The organism is Pseudomonas sp. AN-1, assembly GCF_034057115.1.
In the GTDB taxonomy this organism is placed as follows: Bacteria; Pseudomonadota; Gammaproteobacteria; order Pseudomonadales; family Pseudomonadaceae; genus Geopseudomonas.
The window spans coordinates 2,108,912-2,132,687 of sequence record NZ_CP139195.1 but is presented as its reverse complement, the minus strand read 5'-3'; the positions used below and the strand labels follow the sequence as shown (position 1 = coordinate 2,132,687).

At 69.1% G+C, this 23,776-nt stretch carries 24 protein-coding genes and 1 tRNA gene; 16 read left to right on the top strand and 9 right to left on the bottom strand.

Features of this window, described 5'->3' with window-relative positions:
* Positions 1–20 precede the first annotated feature (20 nt).
* Entirely contained in the window at positions 21–578 is a 558-nt protein-coding gene (locus SK095_RS09845) for a glycine cleavage system protein R (RefSeq protein WP_136489850.1), read from the bottom strand.
* 170 nt (positions 579–748) lie between these two features.
* Between SK095_RS09845 and dapA the strand changes: the two genes are divergently transcribed.
* The 5 genes from dapA (at position 749) to SK095_RS09820 (ending at position 4,820) form a co-directional block, all read left to right on the top strand.
* On the top strand, positions 749–1,627 hold the full coding sequence (gene dapA, locus SK095_RS09840) for a 4-hydroxy-tetrahydrodipicolinate synthase (protein ID WP_136489851.1): 879 nt from the start codon (positions 749–751) through the stop codon (positions 1,625–1,627).
* Positions 1,628–1,648: 21 nt separating this feature from the next.
* Positions 1,649–2,365: an outer membrane protein assembly factor BamC gene (gene bamC / locus SK095_RS09835; RefSeq protein WP_136489852.1), complete on the top strand. Its 717-nt coding sequence runs from the start codon at positions 1,649–1,651 to the stop codon at positions 2,363–2,365.
* An 89-nt stretch (positions 2,366–2,454) separates the two neighbouring features.
* Positions 2,455–3,324, top strand: a complete 870-nt coding sequence (locus tag SK095_RS09830) for a phosphoribosylaminoimidazolesuccinocarboxamide synthase (RefSeq protein ID WP_136489853.1) — start codon at positions 2,455–2,457, stop codon at positions 3,322–3,324.
* Between the two features lie 98 nt (positions 3,325–3,422).
* Positions 3,423–3,512 (top strand) — tRNA-Ser (locus SK095_RS09825).
* Positions 3,513–3,764: 252 nt separating this feature from the next.
* Positions 3,765–4,820: an extracellular solute-binding protein gene (locus SK095_RS09820; protein WP_320548735.1), complete on the top strand. Its 1,056-nt coding sequence runs from the start codon at positions 3,765–3,767 to the stop codon at positions 4,818–4,820.
* Between the two features lie 94 nt (positions 4,821–4,914).
* On the opposite strand, the gene SK095_RS09815 is transcribed toward SK095_RS09820, so the two are convergent.
* Complete coding sequence (locus SK095_RS09815) at positions 4,915–6,498, bottom strand: beta (1-6) glucans synthase (protein WP_320548734.1); 1,584 nt, start codon at positions 6,496–6,498, stop codon at positions 4,915–4,917.
* A 106-nt stretch (positions 6,499–6,604) separates the two neighbouring features.
* Positions 6,605–6,829 (bottom strand): DUF2061 domain-containing protein, encoded by a 225-nt coding sequence (locus SK095_RS09810; protein ID WP_136489856.1) that lies wholly within the window; start codon positions 6,827–6,829, stop codon positions 6,605–6,607.
* A gap of 272 nt (positions 6,830–7,101) precedes the next feature.
* On the opposite strand from SK095_RS09810, the gene SK095_RS09805 reads away from it, so the two are divergent.
* From SK095_RS09805 to SK095_RS09795, 3 genes are all read left to right on the top strand, one after another.
* A complete protein-coding gene (locus SK095_RS09805; protein ID WP_168772511.1) occupies positions 7,102–7,416 on the top strand; it encodes a DUF485 domain-containing protein in 315 nt (104 codons plus the stop codon).
* On the top strand, positions 7,416–9,074 hold the full coding sequence (locus SK095_RS09800; RefSeq protein ID WP_136489857.1) for a cation acetate symporter: 1,659 nt from the start codon (positions 7,416–7,418) through the stop codon (positions 9,072–9,074). The genes SK095_RS09805 and SK095_RS09800 overlap by 1 nt, the downstream gene beginning before the upstream one ends.
* A 153-nt stretch (positions 9,075–9,227) precedes the next feature.
* Positions 9,228–9,656, top strand: coding sequence for a hypothetical protein (locus SK095_RS09795; protein WP_136489858.1), 429 nt, complete (start codon positions 9,228–9,230; stop codon positions 9,654–9,656).
* Between the two features lie 25 nt (positions 9,657–9,681).
* On the opposite strand, the gene SK095_RS09790 is transcribed toward SK095_RS09795, so the two are convergent.
* From SK095_RS09790 to mnmC, 4 genes are all read right to left on the bottom strand, one after another.
* Positions 9,682–9,909 carry a YheU family protein gene (locus tag SK095_RS09790; RefSeq protein ID WP_320548733.1) on the bottom strand — a complete coding sequence of 76 codons (228 nt, stop codon included), beginning with the start codon at positions 9,907–9,909 and terminating at the stop codon, positions 9,682–9,684.
* 55 nt (positions 9,910–9,964) lie between these two features.
* Positions 9,965–10,231: a metal-sensing transcriptional repressor gene (locus SK095_RS09785; protein ID WP_136489860.1), complete on the bottom strand. Its 267-nt coding sequence runs from the start codon at positions 10,229–10,231 to the stop codon at positions 9,965–9,967.
* Positions 10,224–10,781 (bottom strand): DUF3365 domain-containing protein, encoded by a 558-nt coding sequence (locus SK095_RS09780; protein WP_136489861.1) that lies wholly within the window; start codon positions 10,779–10,781, stop codon positions 10,224–10,226. The genes SK095_RS09785 and SK095_RS09780 overlap by 8 nt, the downstream gene beginning before the upstream one ends.
* 112 nt (positions 10,782–10,893) lie before the next feature.
* Positions 10,894–12,855 (bottom strand): bifunctional tRNA (5-methylaminomethyl-2-thiouridine)(34)-methyltransferase MnmD/FAD-dependent 5-carboxymethylaminomethyl-2-thiouridine(34) oxidoreductase MnmC, encoded by a 1,962-nt coding sequence (gene mnmC / locus SK095_RS09775; RefSeq protein WP_320548732.1) that lies wholly within the window; start codon positions 12,853–12,855, stop codon positions 10,894–10,896.
* Between the two features lie 123 nt (positions 12,856–12,978).
* Here mnmC and pap point away from each other — a divergent pair, with 123 nt between their 5' ends.
* Positions 12,979–14,469: a polyphosphate:AMP phosphotransferase gene (pap, locus tag SK095_RS09770; RefSeq protein ID WP_320548731.1), complete on the top strand. Its 1,491-nt coding sequence runs from the start codon at positions 12,979–12,981 to the stop codon at positions 14,467–14,469.
* 10 nt (positions 14,470–14,479) lie between these two features.
* On the opposite strand, the gene SK095_RS09765 is transcribed toward pap, so the two are convergent.
* Positions 14,480–14,674 (bottom strand): DUF6316 family protein, encoded by a 195-nt coding sequence (locus tag SK095_RS09765; RefSeq protein WP_136489864.1) that lies wholly within the window; start codon positions 14,672–14,674, stop codon positions 14,480–14,482.
* Positions 14,675–14,827: 153 nt separating this feature from the next.
* On the opposite strand from SK095_RS09765, the gene SK095_RS09760 reads away from it, so the two are divergent.
* On the top strand, positions 14,828–15,766 hold the full coding sequence (locus SK095_RS09760) for a DMT family transporter (RefSeq protein ID WP_320548730.1): 939 nt from the start codon (positions 14,828–14,830) through the stop codon (positions 15,764–15,766).
* Between the two features lie 3 nt (positions 15,767–15,769).
* On the opposite strand, the gene SK095_RS09755 is transcribed toward SK095_RS09760, so the two are convergent.
* Positions 15,770–17,164, bottom strand: coding sequence for a class II fumarate hydratase (locus SK095_RS09755; protein WP_320548729.1), 1,395 nt, complete (start codon positions 17,162–17,164; stop codon positions 15,770–15,772).
* 167 nt (positions 17,165–17,331) lie between these two features.
* On the opposite strand from SK095_RS09755, the gene SK095_RS09750 reads away from it, so the two are divergent.
* The 6 genes from SK095_RS09750 (at position 17,332) to SK095_RS09725 (ending at position 23,740) form a co-directional block, all read left to right on the top strand.
* A complete protein-coding gene (locus tag SK095_RS09750) occupies positions 17,332–17,643 on the top strand; it encodes a BolA family protein (protein WP_136489867.1) in 312 nt (103 codons plus the stop codon).
* 187 nt (positions 17,644–17,830) lie between these two features.
* Complete coding sequence (locus SK095_RS09745; protein ID WP_320548728.1) at positions 17,831–18,466, top strand: DsbA family protein; 636 nt, start codon at positions 17,831–17,833, stop codon at positions 18,464–18,466.
* Positions 18,459–20,252: an ABC transporter ATP-binding protein gene (locus SK095_RS09740; RefSeq protein ID WP_320548727.1), complete on the top strand. Its 1,794-nt coding sequence runs from the start codon at positions 18,459–18,461 to the stop codon at positions 20,250–20,252. The genes SK095_RS09745 and SK095_RS09740 overlap by 8 nt, the downstream gene beginning before the upstream one ends.
* Before the next feature lie 41 nt (positions 20,253–20,293).
* A complete protein-coding gene (locus SK095_RS09735; protein ID WP_201485625.1) occupies positions 20,294–20,599 on the top strand; it encodes an antibiotic biosynthesis monooxygenase family protein in 306 nt (101 codons plus the stop codon).
* Between the two features lie 350 nt (positions 20,600–20,949).
* Positions 20,950–22,452: a malate dehydrogenase (quinone) gene (mqo, locus tag SK095_RS09730; RefSeq protein ID WP_320548726.1), complete on the top strand. Its 1,503-nt coding sequence runs from the start codon at positions 20,950–20,952 to the stop codon at positions 22,450–22,452.
* Between the two features lie 313 nt (positions 22,453–22,765).
* On the top strand, positions 22,766–23,740 hold the full coding sequence (locus SK095_RS09725) for a GlxA family transcriptional regulator (RefSeq protein ID WP_136489872.1): 975 nt from the start codon (positions 22,766–22,768) through the stop codon (positions 23,738–23,740).
* The last annotated feature ends 36 nt before the right edge of the window (positions 23,741–23,776 follow it).

Below are 23,776 nucleotides of genomic sequence, written 5' to 3'. Positions count from 1 at the left end.
CTCTCCTTGGACGCATGGGGTTACGGGTTCTGCGGGCGCCACGGCTCGATCAGGGCGTCGAGGTTGAGGGCGTCGGCGAAGTCGAGGAACTGGTCGCGCAGCCAGCTGATCTGGGTGCCCGGCGGCAGGGTCACGGTGATGGTGGCGTTGAGCAGCAGGGCGCCGGTCTGCGGTGCCTGGTAGGTGTCGCAGGTGATGTTTTCCAGCTCGACGCGGTGGTCGCTGAAGAACTGGCACAGCTCGCCGAGGATGTCCGGACGATAGGCGGCGCTGACGTAGACCACGTAGGGCAGGGCGTTGGGCCGCTCCACGGCGGCGGCGCTGCGGATCACGTTGAGGCTGAACTTGTGGCGCTTGGCCAGGGCGCCGAGGCCGGCTTCCAGGCGCGCCAGGCCGTCCCAGCTGCCGCTGAGCTGCAGCACCAGGGCGCTGTACTCGCCGTGGCGGGTCAGGCGGCTGCTGACCACGTTGCAGCGGCTTTCCTGGGCGGCGCGACAGAGTACGCTGGTGAGCTCCATGGGCGAGGCTCCCAGGGCGCTGATCACGAGAAACTGTTCACGGGGTGGAATGGTCGACATGCAGGATTCCTGGAGCAAAGAAGTGGCGGCAGAACGGCTGCCGGCAAAGGCGGGAAGGGTAGCGAAAAGCGCCGACCAGGGGAATGGCCGGCCCGCCGCCGCCAGCTTGTGCAAGGCCGGTGGCGCCAGTAACATTACGCCTTTCTTTATATAGCGGCAGGAGTGGTTGCATGATTGCGGGCAGTATGGTGGCACTGGTCACGCCCATGGATGCACAGGGCCGTCTGGATTGGGACAGCCTGACCCAGCTGGTCGATTTTCAACTCCGGGAAGGCACCAACGCCATAGTCGCGGTCGGCACCACGGGTGAGTCCGCGACGCTGGACGTCGAGGAGCACGTGGCGGTGATCCGTCATGTGGTCAAGCAGGTCGCCGGGCGCATCCCGGTGATCGCCGGCACCGGCGCCAACTCCACCCGCGAGGCCATCGAGCTGACCGCCGCCGCCAAGGAGGCCGGTGCCGACGCCTGCCTGCTGGTGACCCCGTACTACAACAAGCCGACCCAGGAAGGCCTGTACCTGCACCACAAGGCCATCGCCGAAGCGGTGGCCATCCCGCAGATCCTCTACAACGTGCCGGGGCGTACCGCCTGCGACATGCTGCCGGACACCATCGCCCGTCTCTCCGAAGTGCCGAACATCATCGGCGTCAAGGAAGCCACCGGCGACCTGGTCCGCGGCAAGGAAGTGCTGGACAAGGTCGCCTCCGGCTTCCTGACCTTCTCCGGTGACGACGCCACCGCCGTCGAGCTGATGCTGATGGGCGCCAAGGGCAACATCTCGGTGACCGCCAACGTCGCCCCGCGCGCGATGAGCGAGCTGTGCGCCCTGGCCATGCGTGGCGAGGCCGAAGCCGCCCGTGCCATCAACGAACGCCTGATGCCGCTGCACCAGAAGCTGTTCTGCGAGGCCAACCCGATTCCGGTGAAGTTCGCCCTGCACGAAATGGGCCTGATTCCCGAAGGCATCCGCCTGCCCCTGACCTGGCTCAGCCAGGGCTGCCAGGAGCCGCTGCGCCAGGCCATGCGCCAGGCCGGCGTGCTGGCCTGACCCGACGGAGAGAGAACACGCATGAAGCGACTGGCCGGATTTTCCGCGCTCGCCCTGAGTATCGCTGCCAGCAGCGGATGCGGCTGGATCTGGGGCGACAACGGCTACTTCCGTGATCGCGGCAGCGATTACCTGACGGCCCGCGAGGCGGCGCCGATGCAGCTGCCGCCGGATGTCCAGGCGCGCCCCCTCGAGCCGCTGTTGCCGGTGCCGGCCGCGGTGCCGACGCCGAGCGCCGAGGGCAAGTTCGAGGTGCCGCGTCCGCGCGCCCTGCGTGCCGGCGAGATCGCCTCCGCCGGCGATGCGCCGGGTGGCAGCGTATCGCTGCTGGCCGATCGCAGCTTCGACGCCCCTGCGCGCGTCAGTCTGGGACAGGACGGCAGCGGCAACCCGCTGCTGACCCTGGCCAGCGACTTCGATCGCGCCTGGTCGGCCGTCGGCCGGGCGCTGCAGGATGCCGACGTGCGCGTCGACGACATGAACCGCAGTCTCGGCGTCTACTACATCAACCTTGCGGAGGAAGCGAAGCAGCCGGACGAGGAGCCGGGCTTCTTCTCTCGTCTGCTCGGCGGCAAGGACGAGGCCGAGGACATCGAGGCGCGTGCCGAGCGCTATCAGGTACGCCTGACCAGCGTCGGCGGCAGCGTGCAGGTGTCGGTAGACAAGGGCATCGACGCCGTGGCACCGGCCGACGTGGCGCGCCGCGTGCTGGAGCTGATCCAGGATAAACTCGGCTGAGCAGGGCCTTCGGGCTCCAGCCATCCACCGCGACAGGCGAAACCCCTCGGGTTTCGCCTGTCTTGCTTACCAGAAACGGAAATGCCGCTATGAGCACACCCACCACTCTGAGCCTGAAGAAGATCTACTCGGGCAAGGTCCGCGACCTCTACGAAATCGACGACAAGCGCATGCTGATGGTGGCCACCGATCGTCTCTCGGCCTTCGACGTCATCCTCGAGCAGCCGATCCCGGAGAAGGGCAAGATCCTCACCGCCATCTCCAACTTCTGGTTCGACAAGCTCAAGGGCCTGGTGCCCAACCACTTCACCGGCGACCGGGTCGAGGACGTGGTGCCGGCGGCCGAGCTGCCGCTGGTGGAGGGCCGCGCGGTGGTCGCCAAGCGCCTCAAGCCGGTGCCGGTGGAGGCCATCGTGCGCGGCTACCTGGTCGGCTCCGGCTGGAAGGAGTACCAGAAGAGCGGCACCGTCTGCGGCATCGCCCTGCCGGCCGGCCTCAAGGAGGCGGCCAAGCTGCCGCAGCCGATCTTCACCCCCTCGACCAAGGCCGCCGTCGGCGATCACGACGAGAACATCTCCTTCGCCCAGTGCGAGGCGATCATCGGCGCCGAGCTGGCCGCCAAGGTGCGCGACACCGCCATCGCCCTGTACAGCGCGGCGGTCGAGTACGCCGCGACCCGCGGCATCATCATCGCCGACACCAAGTTCGAGTTCGGCCTCGACGAGGACGGCACCCTGACCCTGATGGACGAGGCGCTGACCCCCGACTCCAGCCGCTTCTGGCCGGCCGACAGCTACGCCGAAGGCAGCAATCCGCCGAGCTTCGACAAGCAGTTCGTGCGCGACTGGCTGGAGTCCACCGGCTGGAACAAGCAGCCGCCGGCCCCGGCGGTGCCCGTCGAGGTGGCGCAGAAGACCGCCGACAAGTACCGCGAGGCGCTGACCCGGCTGACCCGCTGAGCATCGCCGCGGCGCGCAAGTTGCTGATCCGGCGCGAAAAAAACTCTCGAGGGGGCTTCGCCAAACGGATTCTAGCTGGTATCATGTGCGCCGACTTGGGGGAGATGCCGGAGTGGTCGAACGGGACGGATTCGAAATCCGTTGTATCCGCGAGGGTACCTAGGGTTCAAATCCCTATCTCCCCGCCATATTCAGGCCCCGGAAGCTTCGGCTTCCGGGGCTTTTTCATTTTGCGGGGAAAGCTTTCCTCCCCGGTCGTGGGCGGCCTGTCCTTTCCGTGCTTTTCGTCCGTCGGCGGGAGCGCGTGCACGCTGGCTTTCGCGAGAAAAGGCCCTGTGATTCGCGCGCTCTTCTGAGGGCCGTCCATGGCTGTCGCTGCGCCAGGGGAAACCGCGGCGGGCGACCACAACGCTATCTACCCACCGAATGGATCTCGCACCGTGAAGAAATGGATCATGGCGCCGCTGCTGGCGTTCGCGCTGTCCCCCGTCCACGCCCAGCCCCTGAATGTCGCCAACTGGAACGACTACATCGATCCTGCGGTGCTGGCGGATTTCACCCGGGAAACGGGGATCGAAGTCAATTACCGGACCTACGACAGCGATCAGGAAGTCTACGCGCTGCTGAAGCAGGGCGAGGCCCTGGATGTCGTGGTGCCCTCCACGGACAACTTCGGCAAGCTGATCAGGGAGGGATTGCTGCGGCCCTACGCGGCGGCCAGTCTGCCGGGGTTCGAGGCGCTCGAGCCGCTGATCATGGCGCGCGTGGCCGGCCATGATCCGACCCACGAGTACGGCGTGCCCTACCTGTGGGGCAGCATCGGCCTGGCGGTGAACGTGCCGCAGGCCGAGGCCGCGCTGGGCGGCCCGGTGCCCAATACCTGGGGGCTGGTCTTCGACAAGGCCCTGCTGGCCAGGTTGTCCGCCTGCGGGGTGACCCTGCTTGATTCGGCCAACGACGTGACCAGCCTGCTGGCCAACTACCAGGGGCGCAGCCTCGGAACGGCCGGCGAGGCCTATGTCTCGCGGGTGCTGGAGCAGCTCGGGCGGTTGCGCCCGCATTACCGCTACATCGACAGCAGCCGCTACGTCGACGATCTGGGCAGCGGCAAGCTCTGTGTGAGCATGGCCTGGACCGGCGATGCCCTGGCCGCTGCGGCCAAGGGGCTGCCGGTGAAGTTCATGGTGCCGGAGGAGGGCAGCCTGGTGTTCGTCGACATCCTGGCGATTCCTGCCGCCGCAAAGAACCCCGAGGAGGCGCAGGCCTTCATCCGCTACATGCTGCGCCCCGAGGTTTCCGCCCGCATTGCCCGGGCCACCTACTACCAGACGCCGAACGCCAGGGCGCGTCAGGCGCTGGAGGCGGAGGGCGGCAGCGTGCAGGCGGCGCGACTGAGTGCCGACATGTTCGGCTACCAGGCGCCGCGCGAGGAGGTCGGCAAGCTGATCGACGACTTCTGGCCGCGCCTGCTGGAGAATCGGGTAGGCAGCCGCTGACGCCTTCGCCGCCCCAGCCCAGCCCGGCACAGTCCGGGCTGGGCATGTCCTGCCGGACCGAGCGGCCGGGCTTTCCGCGGCGCGGGCGGGCGACTCAGGCGCGCGCCGGCAGTTCCGGCAGGCTGGGCATGCCCGACGGCTGGCGGCTGCGCCACAGCACGGCGACCAGCAGCAGGCCGACCAGTCCCCAGCCCGCGGCCTGGATGTTGAGCAGGGTTTCCTGCCAGAGCATGATCGGCAGGCCGATGCCGATCAGCACGGCGAGCAGGCCGAGTTCGTCGCGCGGTCCGCGCGATGGCCAGAGGAAGAAGCTCAATGCCGGCAGCAGCATGGCGAAGGTGGGGAAGCTGCGATAGCGGGGGTCGAACACCTGGGCCATCATCAGCCAGGCGCCGGCCAGCGCAATGGCCAGCAGCAGCGTGCTGGAGCGGCTCGCCAGCCAGGTGGCCAATCGTGCGCGCCAGCCTGCCGCCGGCGGGTTGAGGTGCAGCAGCCCGCGCGCGGCGCTCAGCAGGCTCAGCAGGAGCAGGGCTCCGTGCCACAGCCACTCGCCCGGATGGCGGCTGTCCAGGCGCATCTGCTCGGCCCACAGGGTGATGACGGCGGCGGCGATGCCGGTGGCCAGCGGCAGTTGCCAGGCGGATGGCCGGGCGAGCGGAGCGCCGCCCAGCAGCAGGCCGCCGCCCAGCAGCAGGATGCTCAGGCCCAGCCAGTACTGCCAGTCCGGCAGGTTGGATACCGGTCCGGCCAGCACGCCCTTGTCGTTGCGGTGGGCGTCGAACAGTCCCCAGTAGCCGCCGACGGTCCCTTCGCTGATGCGCTTCCAGGGCTGGTCGAAGGCCTCGATCAGGTTGTACTGCCAGCCGTTCTGCTCGGCCATGTCGATCACGCCGCGCATGAATCGCGCCTCGTTGACCCGGCTGGGGCGTGCATCCTCGCGCTGGCGGCCTTCGCTCGGCCAGCCGGTCTCGCCGATGAAGATCGGCTTGGGCGCATATCTTTCCTCGAACTCGTCGTGTATGCGCCTGACCTGCGCCAGTGCGCCGTCGATACCGGTGGGATCGTCCTCCCAGTAGGGCAGCAGGTGGATGGTGATGAAATCCACCGCCGGGGCGATCTCCGGGTGGCGCTCCCAGAACTCCCAGACGTCGGCGTAGGTCACCGGCTGCTCGACGCGCGACTTCACCTCCTCGATCAGCGCGGTCAGGCGGCTGGCGCTGATCTCGCGGCGCAGCAGCGCCTCGTTGCCGACGATCACCGCGCTCACCACGTCCGGGTGGGCGTTGGCCATGCGGATCACCCGCTCGATCTCGCGGCGGGTCGCCTTGGGTTCGCGGCTGACCCAGGCGCCGATCATCAGCTTGAGGCCATGTTGGCGGGCCAGGTCGGGCAGGTAGTCGAGGCCGGTCACCGAGTAGGTGCGCAGGCAGTCGAAGCGCTCGGCGAGCAGGGCGACGTCGGCCTCGACGCGCTCGCGGCGGATGTTCAGCGGCTTGTTGAACGGCGACTGGTCGTGGTCGAACGGGCTGTAGGACGCGCATTGCAGCTTGCCGCTGGCCAGTTGCGGGTCGGGCAGCGGCTGCTCGCGGCCAAGGCCGTACCACAGGCCGGCGAGGGCGATCAGGGTGAACAGCAGGGACAGGCAGTACAGCGGGAGGCAGCGCGATCGGGCGGTCATGGTGGCACGGGGCGATAGGCGAAGCCGCGGATATTAAAGATCGCCCCGCCCGTGCGCCAGAGGCGTGCACGTTCTGTAACAGGCTGCGCGGAACATGCAGCGCTGCTCAGGCGTGCCGGTGCTGCCAGCGCGCTGCGGAGGATTGCTGCCTGTCGGTCTGCCGATGCTCCACGCGCTGCCAGATCTTCTCGTGCAGGAAGAAGCCGACCGAGTTGCACAGCGGTTCGACGATGGCCAGCAGGCTGCCGACGGCCAGGCTGCCGGTCAGGGCATAGGCCACGCCGAAGGCGATGCAGAAGTGCATCAGGGTGAAGGTCATGGTCTTGAGCATGGTGCACCTCCGCGTGGTTGAAGGAGATCGGTTGTCGCCTGGTAGCAAGCATGGCTCGCGGCGGGAGGTCTGGGAAATGGCTGTCGTCGATGGATCAAATAGGTGATCTCAATCAAAAGTCGAATTGTCACCAGTTTTTTCCGTCAAGGCCGCAGGCGCTCAAGATCAAGGGTTTGGGGCACGACTAAAGTCGTCTGGTGTTCGTCGGTGGGGGTCATAAAGTAGCGTACATGCCACCCAGTGGGAGGCTCGACAGACGTTGGAGACTAATAATGAACAATGAAAACGTGTACCGGCAGATCTATGCCAACCCACGCTTCCAGGAACTGGTCGCCAAGCGCGGTCGTTTCGCGTGGATCCTTTCGACGATCATGCTGGTGGCCTACTTCGCCTTCATCCTCGTGATCGCCTTCGATCCGAAGGTGTTCGGCATTCCGCTCGGCCCGGATACCGTCACGACCTGGGGCATCCCGGCTGGCCTGGGCCTGATCTTCCTGGCCATCGCCCTGACCGGTGTCTACGTGCAGCGTGCCAACGGCGAGTTCGATCGCATCAACCAGGAAATCCTCAACGAGGCCCAAAAATAATGATTGCTCGTTTCCTGAGCGCTGCAGCCCTGCTGGCAGCCTCCCCGATGCTGCTGGCGGGCGAAGCCCTGACCGGCGAAGTCCAGAAGCAGGCGACCAACTGGACCGCCATTTCCATGTTCGTGATCTTCATCGTCCTGACGATGGGCATCACCAAGTGGGCGGCCAAGCGCAACACCTCCACCGCCGACTACTACACCGCCGGCGGCAGCATCACCGGCTTCCAGAACGGCCTGGCGATCGCCGGTGACTACATGTCCGCGGCGTCCTTCCTGGGTATTTCCGCCCTGGTGTTCACCAGCGGCTTCGACGGCCTGATCTACTCCATCGGCTTCCTGGTCGGCTGGCCGCTGATCCTGTTCCTGATGGCCGAACGCCTGCGCAACCTGGGCAAGTTCACCTTCTCCGACGTGGCGTCCTACCGTCTCGGCCAGACCCAGATCCGCGTCCTGTCGGCCCTGGGCTCGCTGACCGTGGTCGCCTTCTACCTGATCGCCCAGATGGTCGGTGCCGGCAAGCTGATCCAGCTGCTGTTCGGTCTCGACTACTACGTCGCGGTGATCCTGGTCGGCGTGCTGATGGTCTGCTACGTGCTGTTCGGCGGCATGCTGGCCACCACCTGGGTGCAGATCATCAAGGCGGTCCTGCTGCTGTCCGGTGCCAGCTTCATGGCGCTGATGGTGATGAAGCACGTGGGCTTCGACTTCGGCTCCCTGTTCTCCGAAGCCGTGAAGATCCACACCAAGGGCGAGGCCATCATGAGCCCCGGCGGCCTGGTGACCGATCCGGTTTCCGCGATCTCCCTGGGTCTGGCCCTGATGTTCGGTACCGCCGGTCTGCCGCACATCCTGATGCGCTTCTTCACCGTGTCTGACGCCAAGGAAGCCCGCAAGAGCGTGTTCTACGCTACCGGCTTCATCGGCTACTTCTACATCCTGACCTTCATCATCGGCTTCGGCGCGATCCTGCTGGTCAGCACCAACCCCGAGTACAAGGACGCCACTGGCGCCATCATCGGCGGCACCAACATGGTGGCCATCCACCTGGCCAACGCCGTCGGCGGCAACCTGTTCCTCGGCTTCATCTCCGCCGTGGCCTTCGCCACCATCCTGGCGGTGGTTGCCGGTCTGACCCTGGCTGGCGCCTCGGCCGTGTCCCACGACCTGTACGCCTGCGTGATCAAGAAGGGCAAGGCCAAGGAAGAGGACGAGATGAAGGTGACCAAGCGCACCACCCTGGCTCTGGGTGTGGTCGCGATCCTGCTGGGTATCGCCTTCGAGAAGCAGAACATCGCCTTCATGGTGGGTCTGGCCTTCTCCATCGCCGCCAGCTGCAACTTCCCGGTCCTGTTCCTCTCCATGTACTGGAAGAACCTGACCACCCGCGGCGCGCTGATCGGTGGTGCACTGGGTCTGTTCACTGCGCTGGTCCTGACCATCCTCAGCCCGACCGTCTGGGTGCAGGTGCTGGGCAACGCCGAGGCGATCTTCCCGTACTCCTACCCGGCGCTGTTCTCGGTGGCTGTTGCCTTCATCGGCATCTGGTTCTTCTCGATCACCGACAAGTCCAAGATGGCCAGCGACGAGCGCGAGCGTTTCTTCCCGCAGTTCGTGCGTTCGCAGACCGGCCTGGGTGCCACTGGTGCGGTAGCGCACTAAGCGGCACGCTCAACCGAGCCAAGCAAGAAGGGGCAGCCTGCGGGCTGCCCCTTTTTGTTTGTTGGCGGCTTTTCTCCGCCGCCATGGCGCAGTTCCTTTCCTGCCGCCGGTCGCTGTGATAGAAGGCGGGCCTGTCATTTCAGGAGTGTCCGTGTGGATCCGGAATCCATCGTTTACGGTTGCATCCGCGACTGTCCGGACGGCGATCCGCAGGAGCGGCGCGTTCGCCGGCTGCACAACCGGCGCATGCTCGACGAGCTGCCGGATATCGGCGCGCTGGCGCTGCTCAGCCGGCCGATGTTCTCCTTCTGTCGCTTCGAGGGCGATGGCCTGTACCAGACCCAGGTGATCCATTTCGGCGCCAGTTACCGTGCCGTGGAATACGAGTGGGTGGCCTGGCTGAAGCAGTTCGAGGCCCTGCTCGGGCGACTGTACTGGTCCAGTGCGGTGGTGCACCTGGATACCGAGCTGCGCGGTTTCCACACCTTCCGCTGGGAAAGCGAACAGGGCTGCCATCATCCGGGCGAGGGCGTGCTGCGCATGCGCTGCGCCTGGGAGCACGAGGGTGGCGTGCGCGGCTGAGGCGGGGAGGGGCTGGGCGCGGCGCTCAGTCCAGCCATTCGACCGGGGCGGCGCGGCGCAGCATCAACTGGCACTGCTGGCTGTCCGGGTCGAAGGCGATGATCGCCTCGCCGCGCTGCAGGGCCTGGCGCACCCGCGCGACGCGGGTGTCCAGCGGCGTGTCGTCGCCGTTGTCGGTGCCCTCGCGGGTGACGAAGTCCTCGATCAGGCGGGTCAGGGTGGCGGGCTCGAGCAGGTCGTGGGGAATCAGCATGGGGCATCTCGGCGACGCAGCGTCCCTGCTGCTCACGGGCGATCCTGGCGGGCGTTCAGGTGTATTTGGTGAAGATCGCGCGCACCCGGCTGAGGGTCGCGCGGCTGTCCTGTTCGGGATCGAGCACCGCCTCCTCCAGCAGGCACGCGAGCATTTCCTGGTAGGCGCGGTCCAGTGCCTTGCGCGCCGCGGCGAATTGCTGGGCGATCGCCTCGCAGTCCTCGCCGCGGCGGATCATCGCCTGCAGGCCGCGGACTTGACCCTCGATACGGGCCAGGCGCTTGAGCATGGCGTCCTGCTGGTGGGGGGGCGTGTCACTCATTCGGGGTATCCAGGGTTCGACGCAGGGTGAAGGCGCCGCGCAGCTCGCCGAGGGCGAAGCCGCGGGCCTGGTCCTGCGGATAGCGTTGATCGATCACTGCGGCCAGTTCCGGCTTGAGCTTGCTGCCGTGGCAGGCCAGGCAGGGCTCGCCGGTGGGGATGGCCTTCATCAGGCGGAATTCGCCATCGACCACCTCGGCATGCCTGAGTTCGGCCACCGGCTCGCCGGCGGCGGCACGCGCGGCGAACTGTTCCAGCACCTGGCGCTCCCAGGCGTCCGGCGCGTTGTTCGGGTTGCGCACCTTCAGCGCGGTACGGCCGACCCGCCATGGCGCCTGGCTGTGCTGGGCGGCGATCTGCGGTGCGAGCAGCTGGCAGGCTTCCACGGCCTTGACCGGGCCACCATCCTGCATGGCTGCCTTCACGGTGTCCAGCAGCTGCTGCTGGAACGGCGGAATCAGTGCGGCGCCCTCGGCGGCGAGCTGCTGGGTGTCGGCGGCCATGGCCGGAGCGGCGAGGGTGGCGAGCAGGGCGAGACTGGCAATGCGCATGGAGAACTCCTGTAGGTGGCGCTTTCAAGGTACTGTGGGGAGTATCTTGGGGCGGCCGGCCAAAAGCAATCGCCGGGAGTCGCTCCGGCGATGTATGGCGCTGGCGCGGCCGTCAGCGGCCGCGGATCAGTTCGCGCAGCAGGAAGCGGCTGGGGTGGCAGGCTTCGGCGACCGGGCGCGGCAGCGGCAGCGGTTCGTCGTCCAGCCAGGCGGCGATCAGCTCGCCGGACAGCGGCGCACTGATCAGGCCGCGTGAGCCGTGGCCGCAATTGACGTACAGGCCTTCCAGCCAGGGCGCCGGCGTATCGATGGGGCGGCTGGCGTCCTTGCCCAGGGCCGCGTAGGCGGCGCGGAACGCGCTGGCGTCGACCAGCGGGCCGATCAGCGGCAGGTAGTCGGCGCTGGTGCTGCGGAAGGCCGCGCGCCCGCCGAGGGCCGCCGGGTCGAGCCGGTCGCAGTGCAGGGCCTCGCTCAGGACGGGGGAGATCTGCCTGAGCATGCCGAGGTTGTCGAGGTGCTCCTCGGTCGACAACGCCAGGTCGTCGCGCTGGAAGTTGAAGCTGGCGCCCAGGGTATGCTCGCCGCCGCGTACCGGTGCGACGTAGCCCTCGGCGCACAGCACGGTCTTCAGCGCGCGGCTGGCTGCGGTGGCCGGCAGGCGGCTGATCTGCCCGCGGATGCGCTTGAGCCTGAGGTGGGCGGCGGCGGCGAAGCGGCTGACCTCGCTGGCGGTGCACAGCACCGCGACCGGCGCCTCGGCCAGCAGGCACTCGCCCTGCAAGGCCTGCCAGCGGCCGTCGATCCGGCGCAGTTCGAGGGCCTCGAGGTGGGGCTGCACGCGGATCGCGGGATGGTCGGCGAGCAGGCGGCACAGTGCGGGCGGATGCACCCAGCCGGCCTCGGCGAACCACAGGCCGCCCTGCGCCAGCGGCAGGCCGGCAAGTTGGCTGGCCTCGGTGGCATCCACCGCGCGCAGCAGGTCCGGCGGGAAGGCGGCGGCCAGGCGCTGCTGGCGCTCGGCTTCCTTGCCGTCGAAGGCCAGCTGCAGCACGCCGCAGGCGCTCCAGTCGTCGCCTGCCTGCAGGCGCTCGAGCAGGCGGCGGGTATGGCCGAAGCCGCCGACCACCAGCTGCGACAGGGCGGTGCCGTGGGCGGAAAGCTTGAGGTAGAGCACGCCCTGGGGGTTGCCCGAGGCCTCCTCGGCCAGTGCGCCGTGGCGCTCCAGCAGGGTGACCTGCCAGCCGCGCATGGCCAGGCTGGCCGCGGTGGCGCAGCCGGCCAGGCCGCCGCCGACCACCAGCACCTGACGGCTGCCCGGCGGCTGCGGCGGGCGGGCGTACCAGGGCTTGCCGGCTGCGGCGGGGGAACCCCGGAAGTCGCCGGCGAGCATCTCGCGCTTGTGGCCGAAGCCCTGGACCTTGCGCATGGCGAAACCGGCCTCGTTGAGGCCGCGGCGCACGAAACCGGCGCAGGTGAAGGTGGCCAGGCTGGCGCCGGGGGCGGACAGCCGGGCGAGCTGGGCGAACAGCGCCGGCGTCCACATCTCGGGATTCCTGGCCGGCGAGAAGCCGTCGAGGAACCAGGCGTCGACCCGCGCATCCAGCTGCGGCAGGCAGTCGAGCACATCGCCCACCAGCAGGGTCAGGATCACCCGGCCGCCGGCGAAGGCCAGACGCTGGAAGCCCGGGTGCAGCGCGAGGTACTGCGCCTGCAGCTGGCTGCTCCAGGGCGCCAGCTCCGGCCACAGGGCCAGGGCGCGCTCGAGGTCGCTGCGGGTCAGCGGATACTTCTCGACGCTGACGAAGTGCAGGCGGGCATCGGCCGGTGCCGTCTGCTCGAACAGCTGCCAGGCGCAGAGGAAGTTGAGGCCGGTGCCGAAGCCGGTCTCGCCGATCACCAGGCGCCCGCCGGCCGGCAGGGCGGCGAAGCGCTCGGCCAGCCGGTTGTGGGCGAGGAACACGTGGCGGGTCTCCTCCAGCCCCGAGGCGCGGGAGAAGTAGACGTCGCCGAAGGTGCGCGAGTGCGGCTGGCCCTGTTCGTCCCAGTCGAGCTGGGCATGCGGTTGGTCGGTCATCGGTGTGGTGCGCGGAAAAGTGGGGCGCGTATTCTAGCCGATCGGCGGGAAGCGGCCGACAAACCCCTTGCGCGACTCCCCCGCCCATCGGCTAGTCTGCGCGCATCGCCAGGGAGAGCTTGCATGTTCGAATCCGCCGAAATCGGCCACCAGATCGACAAGGAAACCTACGACGCCGCCGTGCCCGAGCTGCGCGAGGCGCTGCTCGAGGCGCAGCTCGAGCTGCGCCAGCAGGCGCGCTTTCCGGTGATCATCCTGCTCAATGGCATCGAGGGCGCCGGCAAGGGCGAGACGGTCAAGCTGCTCAACGAGTGGATGGACCCGCGGCTGATCCAGGTCGAGACCTTCGACCAGCAGACCGACGAGGAGCTGGCGCGTCCGCCGTTCTGGCGCTACTGGCGGCGCCTGCCGCCCAAGGGGCGCACCGGCGTGTTCTTCGGCAACTGGTACAGCCAGATGCTGCAGGGGCGGGTGCACGGGCGCATCGACGATGCCCGGCTCGACCAGGCCATCGGCACGGCGGTGCGCTTCGAGCGCATGCTCTGCGACGAGGGTGCGCTGATCTTCAAGTTCTGGCTGCACCTGTCGAAGAAGCAGATGAAGGCGCGCCTGAAGACCCTGCAGGACGATCCGCTGCACAGCTGGCGGATCAGCCCGCTGGACTGGCAGCAGTCGAAGACCTACGACGACTTCGTGCGCTACGGCGAGCGGGTGCTGCGCCGCACCAGCCGCGACTACGCGCCCTGGTATGTGGTCGAGGGCAGCGACGAGCGCTACCGCAGCCTGACCATCGGCCGCATCCTCCTTGAAGGGCTGCAGGCGGCGCTGCAACTGCAGGAGCGCCCCAAGCGCCAGCCGCATGCCGCCCCGGTCGCCGCCAGCATCGACAATCGCGGGCTGGTCGACAGCCTGGACATGACCCAGAGCCTGGACAAGGACAGCTACCAGCAGCAGCTGGAGGCCGAACAGGCGCGCCTGGCGCGGCTGCTGCGCGACAAGCGCATGCGCCGCCATGCACTGGTGGCGGTGTTCGAGGGCAACGATGCGGCGGGCAAGGGCGGGGCGATCCGCCGGGTGACCGGCGCGCTGGACCCGCGCCAGTACCACATAGTGCCGGTGGCGGCGCCGACCGAGGAGGAGCGGGCGCAGCCCTACCTGTGGCGCTTCTGGCGGCACATCCCGGCGCGCGGCCGCTTCACCATGTTCGACCGCTCCTGGTACGGCCGCGTGCTGGTCGAGCGGGTCGAAGGCTACTGCTCGTCGGCCGACTGGCTGCGTGCCTACAACGAGATCAACGACTTCGAGGAGCAGCTCACCGATGCTGGCGTGGTGCTGGTGAAGTTCTGGATGGCGATCGATCAGCAGACCCAGCTCGAGCGCTTCAAGGAGCGCGAGCAGACCGCGTTCAAGCGTTTCAAGATCACCGAAGACGACTGGCGCAACCGCGACAAGTGGGCGCACTACATCGATGCGGTGAACGACATGGTCGACCGCACCAGTACCGAGATCGCGCCCTGGACCCTGGTCGAGGCCAACGACAAGCGCTTCGCCCGGGTCAAGGTGCTGCGCACCCTCAACGAGGCGCTGGAGGCGGCCTTCGCGCGCAAGCGCTGAGCCGCCGGCCTCAGTGCCTGCGCTGCAGGTTGCTCATGTGGACTACGTAGCGGTTGGCTGCCTGCTGAGCGTCGACGCGGGTGTAGAAGGGGCCTTCCAGCGTACCTTCGCGGGTGGCGAAGAAATACTGACCGTTGACAGCGCTGATGCGATCCGTGCGGTAGTAGCTGCCGGGGGCCATATCCTGCTGTCGCTTGCCGATCATCACGAACTCTCCCGCAGGGGTGTGGACTCGTTAAGTCTAGTCGCTGCAGGCGGCGTGGCGCCCGCAGGCGACCGGTGGCGCCGCCGGCTGTCGCCCGGAGCGCGCCAGGTCTAGAATGCGGCGCCTCCCCATCCTGCCCGGCGTGACTCTCCCATGCATGTTTCCAGTGGCCGCTGGCTGTACGGCCTGTTCCTGTCCCTGATCACCGTGGTGCTCTGGGGCATCCTGCCGATCCAGCTCAAGCAGGTGCTGCAGGCGATGGACCCGGTCACCGTCACCTGGTACCGCCTGGCCAGCTCGGGGCTGATCCTGCTGGCCTGGCTCGGCGCCACGCGCCGGCTGCCGTCGCTGCGCCCGCTGGGGCGGCGTGGCGGCGCCCTGCTGGCGCTGGCCATCGGCGGGCTGACCGCCAACTACGTGCTCTACCTGCTGGGCCTCGAGCGCCTCAGCGCCGGCACCACCCAGCTGCTGATCCAGACCGCGCCGATCATGCTGCTGCTGGCCAGCCTGCTGGTGTTCCGCGAGTCCTTCGGCCGCGTCCAGGGCGTGGGGCTGGCCGTGCTGCTGCTGGGCTTCGGGCTGTTCTTCAACCAGCGCCTGGGCGAGCTGTTCGGCTCCCTCGGCGACTACACCCTCGGCGTGCTCACCGTGCTGGCCGCGGCGCTGGTCTGGGTGTTCTACGGTCTGGCGCAGAAGCAGCTGCTGACCCAGTGGAGTTCGGCGCAGATCATGATGGTCATCTACCTGGCCTGCGCGGCGCTGCTGACGCCCTGGGCCCAGCCGGCCCAGCTGCTGGCGCTGAGCCCGCTGCAGGCCTGGCTGCTGCTGGCCTGCTGCCTGAACACCCTGGTGGCCTACGGCGCCTTCGCCGAGGCGCTGGCCCACTGGGAGGCGTCGCGGGTCAGCGCCACCCTGTCGCTGACCCCGCTGGTCACCCTCGGCGCGGTAGCCGCGGCCGCCAGCCTGTGGCCGGCGCTGGTGCCGGCCGAGAAGCTCAACCTGCTGGCCTACGGCGGCGCGCTGCTGGTGGCCGGCGGCTCGGCGCTGGTGGCGCTGGCGCCGTCGCTGCTCGCCGGGCGCCGCCGGGGCTGAGCCTCAGCCTTCCTCGCCGGCCTGCAGCATGCGCTCGGGGCGCACCCAGGCGTCGAACTCGGCGTTGCTGAGGTAGCCCAGCGCCAGCGCCGCCTCGCGCAGGCTGGTGTTCTCCGCGTAGGCCTTCTTGGCGATCTGCGCGGCCTTGTCGTAGCCGATGTGCGGGTTGAGCGCGGTGACCAGCATCAGGCCGCGCTCGAGCTGCTCGGCCATGCGCGCGGCATCCGGCTCCAGGCCCCGGATGCAGTGCTCGTTGAAGTTGCGGCAGCCGTCGCCGAGCAGGCGGATCGACTGCAGCAGGTTGTGCACGATCACCGGCTTGAACACGTTGAGCTGCAGGTGGCCCTGGCTGGCGGCGAAGCACACGGTGGCGTCGTTGCCGAGCACCTGGCAGGCGAGCATCGACAGCGCCTCGCACTGGGTCGGGTTGACCTTGCCGGGCATGATCGAGCTGCCCGGCTCGTTGGCCGGCAGGCGCACCTCGGCCAGGCCCGCGCGCGGGCCGGAGCCGAGCAGGCGCAGGTCGTTGGCCAGCTTCATCAGGGTCACCGCCAGGGTCTTCAGCGCGCCGGAGAGGCTGACCAGCGGTTCGTGGCCGGCGAGGGCGGCGAACTTGTTGGGTGCGCTGACGAACAGCTGCTCGGACAGCTCGCTGATCTCGCGGGCGATGGCCTCGGCGAAGCCCTGCGGCGCGTTCAGCCCGGTGCCCACCGCGGTGCCGCCCTGGGCCAGCTCGCCGACCGCCGGCAGTGCCGCGTGGATGGCGCGGTCGGCGTGCTCGAGCTGGGCGACGAAGGCCGACAGTTCCTGGCCGAAGGTGATCGGCGTGGCGTCCATCAGGTGCGTGCGGCCGGTCTTGACCAGCTCGCGGTGGCGCTGCGCCTGCTCGACGATGCCGTCGCGCAGCTCGTGCAGCGCCGGCAGCAGCTGCGCGTGCACCGCCAGCAGCACGGCGATGTGCATGGCGGTGGGGAAGCAGTCGTTGGAGCTCTGCGCGCGGTTGACGTGGTCGTTGGGGTGCACCGGCTGCTTGCCGCCGCGGCCCTGGCCGGCCAGCTCGTTGGCGCGCCCGGCGATCACCTCGTTGACGTTCATGTTGCTCTGCGTGCCGCTGCCGGTCTGCCACACCACCAGCGGGAACTGGCCGTCGTGCTGGCCGGCCAGCACCTCGTCGGCGGCCTGCTCGATCAGCGCGGCGATGTCCGCCGGCAGGGCGCCGCTGCGCGCGTTGACCCGCGCGGCGGCCTTCTTGATCAGCGCCAGGGCGTGGATCACCGCCAGCGGCATGCGTTCGCTGCCGATGGCGAAGTTGATCAGCGAGCGCTGGGTCTGCGCGCCCCAGTAGGCGTCGTCCGGGACCTCGATCGGGCCCAGGCTGTCGGTTTCGGTGCGGCTCATCGGCTGGTCTCCGCGGTGGCTCGGCTCCCTCAGTCTAGGCGGCCACTGTCCGCGGGGCGCTCCGTCCGTCCAGCCGCTGCGACAGTCCTGCGCTTGAGCGGGCCGGGCGATGCGCGGAAAATGGCGGCATTCCCGGGCGTCGCCCGAAACCATTGCGGAGCATTCCCATGTCGATGCAGGAACAGATCAGCCAGGCGCTCGCCGCCGCCTTCGCACCGCAGCACCTGGAGGTGGTCAACGAGAGCCACATGCACAGCCGCGGCCAGGAGAGCCACTTCAAGGCGGTGGTGGTCAGCGACGCCTTCACCGGCCTGCGCCCGGTGCAGCGCCACCAGAAGGTGTATGCCGCGCTCGCCGAGCTGATGCCGCAGTTCCACGCGCTGGCCCAGCATACCTACACCCCCGAGGAGTGGGCCGCGCTGGGCGTGGCGCCGGACTCGCCGGCCTGCCTGGGCGGCAGCAAGCACGACCGCCACTGAGTCGCCGGCCCGCCGCGCCGCCGGCTGTTCGACAAGCCCGGCGGACTGCGCCAACCTCTGAGCAAGGGAGTCTGCCGGGGGCCGGGTCGTGCCCGTCGAATCCCCCGGGCCGCAGGGCCCGTATTTGACCCCGGTGCGCAGGGCGCACCCCCACCGGCCGGCGCCTGCCCGGCCAACAGGAGCCCGGATGAACGCCCGCCTGCTCTATGTGATGGACCCCATGTGTTCCTGGTGCTGGGGCTTCGCCCCGGTGTTCGACGCCCTGGCCGCCCAGGCCCAGAAAGCCGGCATGGCCCTGCACCTGGTCGCCGGCGGCCTGCGCCCGGGCAACGCGCAGGCGCTGGACGGCGGCACCCGCGACTACATCCTTCGGCACTGGCGCGCGGTGGCCGAGCGTACCGGCCAGGCGTTCCGCTTCGAGGATGCCCTGCCGGATGGCTTCGTCTACGACACCGAGCCGGCCAGCCGCGCCCTGGTGGCGGTGCGCAGCCTGGCGCCGGACAAGGTCTGGCCGCTGGTGCGGGCGATCCAGCAGGCGTTCTACGTCGAGGGCCGCGACGTCACCCGGCCGGCGCTGCTGGTCGAGCTGGCCGAGGCGGTCGGCGTGCCGCGGTCCGCCTTCGCCGCGGCCTTCGACAGCCCGGCCCAGCGTGCGGCGACCCAGGCCGATTTCGAGCGGGTGCAGAACCTCGGCATCGCCGGCTTTCCCACCCTGCTGGCCGAGCGCAACGGCCAGCTGGCGCTGCTGACCAACGGCTACCAGCCGCTGGACGCCCTGGCGCCGCTGCTCGGCCGCTGGCTGGAGCGTCGCGCCCGTGGCTGAGCCGGCCGGCGGCGACCGGCTGGGCTGGGCGGAGATCCGCCGCCTGGCCCTGCGCCATCGCCGTCCCCTGCTGCTCGCCAACCTGCTGGCGGTGCTGGCCACCCTGTGCAGCGTGCCCATCCCGCTGCTGCTGCCGCTGCTGGTCGACGAGGTGCTGCTGGGGCAGGGCGATGCCGCGCTGCGGGTGATGGACCGTTTCCTGCCGGCGGCCTGGCAGCAGGCGGCCGGCTACATCGGCCTGATGCTGCTGGTGACCCTGCTGCTGCGCGGCGCCGCGCTGGCGCTCAACGTGCTGCAGGCCCGGCTGTTCGCCGGGCTGTCCAAGGACGTGGTGTACCGCCTGCGCCTGCGCCTGATCGAGCGCCTCAAGCGCATCTCCCTCGGCGAGTACGAGAGCCTCGGCAGCGGCACGGTGACCGCGCACCTGGTCACCGACCTGGACACCCTCGACAAGTTCGTCGGCGACACCCTGAGCCGCTTCCTGGTGGCGCTGCTGAGCCTGGCCGGCACCTCGGCGATCCTGATCTGGATGCACTGGCAGCTGGCGCTGCTGATCCTGCTGTTCAACCCGCTGGTGATCTACGCCACCGTGCTGCTCGGCAAGAAGGTCAAGCACCTGAAGAAGCTGGAGAACGACAGCACCGCGCGCTTCACCCAGGCGCTCGGCGAGACCCTCGAGGCGATCCAGGAGATCCGCGCCGGCAACCGCCAGGGCTTCTTCCTCGGCCGCCTCGGCGGCCGCGCCCGCGAGGTGCGCGACTACGCGGTGGCCTCGCTGTGGAAGAGCGACGCCGCCAGCCGCGCCAGCGGCCTGCTGTTCCAGTTCGGCATCGACGTGTTCCGCGCCGCCGCTATGCTCACCGTGCTGTTCTCCGACCTGTCGATTGGCCAGATGCTCGCGGTGTTCAGCTACCTGTGGTTCATGATCGGCCCGGTCGAGCAGCTGCTCGGCCTGCAGTACGCCTACTACGCCGCCGGCGGCGCGCTGAGCCGGATCAACGAGCTGCTCGCCCGCGCCGACGAGCCGCAGCATCCCGGCGGCGTCGATCCCTTCGCCGGGCAGACCACGCTGGGCATCGAGGTGCGCGGCCTGCGCTTCGCCTACCGCGACGAGCCGGTGCTCGACGGCCTCGACCTCTCCATCGCGGCGGGCGAGAAGGTGGCCATCGTCGGCGCCTCGGGCGGTGGCAAGAGCACCCTGGTGCAGTTGCTGCTCGGCCTCTACACGCCGCAGGCCGGGAGCATCCGCTTCGGCGGCGCGACCCTCGAGGAGATCGGCCTGGAGCGGGTGCGCGAGCAGGTGGCGGTGGTGCTGCAGCATCCGGCGCTGTTCAACGACACGGTGCGCGCCAACCTGAGCATGGGCCGCGACTGCAGCGAGGCCGACTGCTGGCGCGCCCTGGGGATCGCCCAACTGGCCGACACGGTGCGCGCCCTGCCGCAGGGCCTGGACAGCGTGGTCGGCCGCTCCGGCGTGCGCCTCTCCGGCGGCCAGCGCCAGCGCCTGGCCATCGCGCGGATGATCCTCGCCGAACCCAAGGTGGTGATCCTCGACGAGGCCACCTCGGCGCTGGACGCCGCCACCGAGTACGCCCTGCACCAGGCGCTGGGCAGCTTCCTCAAGGGGCGCACCACGCTGATCATCGCCCACCGCCTGTCGGCGGTGAAGCAGGCCGACCGCGTGCTGGTGTTCGACGGCGGGCGCATCGCCGAGCAGGGCGAGCACCAGCAACTGATCGCCGAGGGCGGCCTGTATGCGCGCCTGTACGGCCATCTGCAGCACTAGCCGGCTAGAATGGCCGCTTCCCGACCACCGGAGTGCCACCCATGTTCCTTGCCATGAACCGCTTCAAGATCGCCCGCGGCCACGAGGAGACCTTCGTCGAGCACTGGCGCCAGCGCGAGAGCTACCTCGACGAGGTGCCCGGCTTCCTGCGCTTCCACCTGCTCAAGGGGCCGCAGACCGAGGAGTACACCCTGTTCTCCTCCTATTCCGAGTGGGAGTCGGCCGCGGCCTTCGAGGCCTGGACCCACTCCGAGTCGTTCCGCAAGGCCCACGCCAACGCCGGCAAGAGCCCGCGCGAGATCTACCTCGGCCCGCCGCAGCTGGAACTGTTCGAGTCGGTGCTGTAACCGCCGGCGGGCGCGGCGGGGCAGGGTGTCGACAATCCGCGTCGGCGCCGCCTGCCCGGCCTGCCGTCCGTCCGCCTGCTGTAGTGCCCGGGCGGCGTGTCCTACCGCCAGTGCCGGGGCGGCGCCTGTTGGTGCCGCGTTGACGCAAATCCCTGCCTCAGACGGATTTTTGGCGTAAACCAAAGCTGCCACTGGCGCTGCGCGACGCACATCGTTAGCATTGCGCCGCCTTCGCCTGCCCCCTTGCCCGGGGTCTTCCGGGGAGCGTGTAGTACTTTTGTCGGACGGGCTACAGTACGTTCTGTAGACGATCCGCGGTAAAATGCGGAACCTGTGTCTCAGGAGCATGAATGATGCAAACTGGTGGTGATCAGCCGGATCTGGTATTCGTCGGGGCAGGCGTCATGAGCGCGACCCTCGCGGTACTGCTGAAAGAGCTCGACCCGAGCCTCAAGATCGAAGTCCTGGAGCAACTCGAATCCGGGGCCGCCGAGAGTTCCTTCCCGTGGAACAACGCGGGAACCGGCCATGCCGCACTCTGCGAACTGAACTATACCCCCGAAGGTCCGGACGGCTCGGTCGGCATCGCCAAGGCCGTGAGCATCAACGCGATGTTCGAGGTGTCCCGCCAGCTGTGGGCCTACCTGGTCGAGCAGGGTTACTTCAAGTCGCCGAAGGACTTCATCAACCCGGTTCCGCACATGAGCTTCGTGCGCGGCGAGAAGGGCGTCGCCTTCCTGCGCAAGCGCTTCGAGGCGATGAAGGCCCATCACTGCTTCCGTGACGACCTCGAGTACACCGAGGACCGCAAGGTCATCGGCGAGTGGGCGCCGCTGCTGATGCAGGGCCGCACCAGTGACGAGCCGCTGGCGGCCACCCGCGCCATGGGCGGCACCGACGTCAACTTCGGTGCGCTGACCCGCAAGCTCCTCCAGCACCTCGAGCAGAGCCAGGGCTGCAAGGTCCTCTACAACCAGAAGGTCAGCGACGTGCGTCGCGACGCCGACGGCCGCTGGCGCCTGTCGGTCGACGACCTGGCCCGTGGCGGCAGCCGCGAGGTGACCGCGCGCTTCGTGTTCCTCGGCGCCGGCGGCGCCGCGCTGACCCTGCTGCAGAAGTCCGGCATCGAGGAAGGCAAGGGCTTCGGCGGCTTCCCGGTCAGCGGCCAGTGGCTGCGCTGCGACAATCCGGAAATCGTCAGGCAGCACCAGGCCAAGGTCTACAGCCAGGCCGACATCGGCGCGCCGCCCATGTCCGTGCCGCACCTGGACACCCGCGTGGTCGACGGCGGCAAGTCGCTGCTGTTCGGACCGTTCGCCGGCTTCTCCACCAAGTTCCTCAAGACCGGCTCGTTCCTCGACCTGCCGCTGTCGATCCGCCCGAACAACATCGGTCCGATGCTGGCCGTGGCGCGCGACAACATGGACCTGACCAAGTACCTGATCAAGGAAGTGCTGCAGTCCGAGGATCAGCGCCTCGACGCCCTGCGCAAGTTCTTCCCGGACGCCAAGAAGGAAGACTGGCGCCTGGAGATCGCCGGCCAGCGCGTGCAGATCATCAAGAAGGACGCCAAGAAGGGCGGCATCCTGCAGTTCGGTACCGAGATCGTCGCCGCTGCCGACGGCTCCATCGCCGCGCTGCTGGGCGCCTCGCCGGGCGCCTCGGTGTCGGTGTCGGTCATGCTGGAAGTGATTGAGCGCTGCTTCCCCGAGCAGTACAAGAGCGCCGCCTGGCAGGAGCGCCTGGGCAAGATCTTCGAGGCCAGCGAGAAGGCCCTGGAGACCGATGGCGAGCTGCTGCGCCGCGTGCGCGCGCGCACCAGCGACGTCCTCGAGCTGCAGCAGCCGAGCTGATCCGCGCCCGGTCCCGCCGCACGCGCTGCGGCGGGCGACAACGCCGCGTCAGAAGCCCCGCAAGGGGCGTTCTGCCGCGGCGTTTGCGTTTGGTGGCCTGCCACGGGCGCAGGGCGACGGCCGCCGCTGGGGCGCCCCCGTGGCCGGCGGCGGTGCCGGTCCGGGGCTGGCGGGGAGGATGGAGGCGGGCGGCTCCGTCCGGACGAGTTTTGTGCTCCTTTTTGGTGCATTTTTCGGCGATAGCGGTTAAATTGCCGGCCCGCCCACAACGTCCGCCTAGCCTTGCGCCTGCAATCCGGCCAGACTGCCGTCCATGACTCCCATACAGCTCGCCTTTCTCTACTGGCCGGACGTCCGTCCGCTCACCCTGACCCTGGTCGACGAGGTCCTGCAGCTGGCCGCCCGCCTGCATCCCGAGGCGGGCTACCAGGTCAGCTACCTGCAGGCCGCGCCGCCGGTGGCCGGCGCCTGGCCGCTGCCCGGCCAGCCCTGGCGCGGCCAGCTGCAGGCCGGACAGCGCCTGTTCCTGCTCGCCGAAGAGGTTCCCGCTCCGGATGACGAGCTGGACGCCGCCCTGCGCCAGGCCGGACGCAACGCCAGTCTGCTCGGCGCGGTGGGCGCCGGCCTGTATCCGCTGGCCCGGCTCGGCCTGCTCGACGGCCATCGCGCGGCGCTGCACTGGCGCTGGCAGGACGACTTCGCCGAACGCTTCCCCCAGGTGGCGGCCAGCAACCACCTGTTCGAGTGGGACGGCGAGCGGCTGACCGCCTGCGGCGGCCTGGCCGTGCTGGACATGCTGCTGGCGATGCTGGCGCGCGATCACGGCGCCGAGCTGGCCGGGGCGATCGCCGAGGAGCTGGTGCTCGAACGCATCCGCGACGGCAGCGAGCGCCAGCGCGTGCCGCTGCGCAACCGCCTGGGCGCCACCCACCCCAAGCTGACCCAGGCGGTGCTGCTGATGGAGGCCAACATCGAGGAGCCGCTGACCACCGACGAGATCGCCCAGCAGGTCTGCGTGTCGCGTCGCCAGCTGGAGCGCATCTTCAAGCAGTTCCTCAATCGCGTGCCCAGCCAGTACTACCTGGAGCTGCGCCTGAACCGTGCGCGCCAGCTGCTGCAGCAGACCAGCACCTCGATCATCCAGATCGGCCTGTCCTGCGGCTTTTCCTCCGGGCCGCACTTCTCCAGCGCCTACCGCAACTTCTTCGGCGTCACCCCGCGCGAGGACCGCAACCTGCGCCGCAGCGCCGCCGCCGAGATGCCCGCGGGCGCCGGCGAGCGCGAGTGACCGGGTCGCCCGGCAAGGGGGCTTTGGCGTAGCCGC

What these genes read in the sequence shown, in the direction of transcription:
- SK095_RS09845 (WP_136489850.1), bottom strand. Translation starts at nt 578, where the DNA reads ATGTCGACCATTCCACCCCGTGAACAGTTTCTCGTGATCAGCGCCCTG.
- dapA (WP_136489851.1), top strand. Translation starts at nt 749, where the DNA reads ATGATTGCGGGCAGTATGGTGGCACTGGTCACGCCCATGGATGCACAG.
- bamC (WP_136489852.1), top strand. Translation starts at nt 1,649, where the DNA reads ATGAAGCGACTGGCCGGATTTTCCGCGCTCGCCCTGAGTATCGCTGCC.
- SK095_RS09830 (WP_136489853.1), top strand. Translation starts at nt 2,455, where the DNA reads ATGAGCACACCCACCACTCTGAGCCTGAAGAAGATCTACTCGGGCAAG.
- SK095_RS09815 (WP_320548734.1), bottom strand. Translation starts at nt 6,498, where the DNA reads ATGACCGCCCGATCGCGCTGCCTCCCGCTGTACTGCCTGTCCCTGCTG.
- SK095_RS09810 (WP_136489856.1), bottom strand. Translation starts at nt 6,829, where the DNA reads ATGCTCAAGACCATGACCTTCACCCTGATGCACTTCTGCATCGCCTTC.
- SK095_RS09805 (WP_168772511.1), top strand. Translation starts at nt 7,102, where the DNA reads ATGAACAATGAAAACGTGTACCGGCAGATCTATGCCAACCCACGCTTC.
- SK095_RS09800 (WP_136489857.1), top strand. Translation starts at nt 7,416, where the DNA reads ATGATTGCTCGTTTCCTGAGCGCTGCAGCCCTGCTGGCAGCCTCCCCG.
- SK095_RS09790 (WP_320548733.1), bottom strand. Translation starts at nt 9,909, where the DNA reads ATGCTGATTCCCCACGACCTGCTCGAGCCCGCCACCCTGACCCGCCTG.
- SK095_RS09785 (WP_136489860.1), bottom strand. Translation starts at nt 10,231, where the DNA reads ATGAGTGACACGCCCCCCCACCAGCAGGACGCCATGCTCAAGCGCCTG.
- SK095_RS09780 (WP_136489861.1), bottom strand. Translation starts at nt 10,781, where the DNA reads ATGCGCATTGCCAGTCTCGCCCTGCTCGCCACCCTCGCCGCTCCGGCC.
- mnmC (WP_320548732.1), bottom strand. Translation starts at nt 12,855, where the DNA reads ATGACCGACCAACCGCATGCCCAGCTCGACTGGGACGAACAGGGCCAG.
- pap (WP_320548731.1), top strand. Translation starts at nt 12,979, where the DNA reads ATGTTCGAATCCGCCGAAATCGGCCACCAGATCGACAAGGAAACCTAC.
- SK095_RS09765 (WP_136489864.1), bottom strand. Translation starts at nt 14,674, where the DNA reads ATGATCGGCAAGCGACAGCAGGATATGGCCCCCGGCAGCTACTACCGC.
- SK095_RS09760 (WP_320548730.1), top strand. Translation starts at nt 14,828, where the DNA reads ATGCATGTTTCCAGTGGCCGCTGGCTGTACGGCCTGTTCCTGTCCCTG.
- SK095_RS09755 (WP_320548729.1), bottom strand. Translation starts at nt 17,164, where the DNA reads ATGAGCCGCACCGAAACCGACAGCCTGGGCCCGATCGAGGTCCCGGAC.
- SK095_RS09750 (WP_136489867.1), top strand. Translation starts at nt 17,332, where the DNA reads ATGTCGATGCAGGAACAGATCAGCCAGGCGCTCGCCGCCGCCTTCGCA.
- SK095_RS09745 (WP_320548728.1), top strand. Translation starts at nt 17,831, where the DNA reads ATGAACGCCCGCCTGCTCTATGTGATGGACCCCATGTGTTCCTGGTGC.
- SK095_RS09735 (WP_201485625.1), top strand. Translation starts at nt 20,294, where the DNA reads ATGTTCCTTGCCATGAACCGCTTCAAGATCGCCCGCGGCCACGAGGAG.
- mqo (WP_320548726.1), top strand. Translation starts at nt 20,950, where the DNA reads ATGATGCAAACTGGTGGTGATCAGCCGGATCTGGTATTCGTCGGGGCA.
- SK095_RS09725 (WP_136489872.1), top strand. Translation starts at nt 22,766, where the DNA reads ATGACTCCCATACAGCTCGCCTTTCTCTACTGGCCGGACGTCCGTCCG.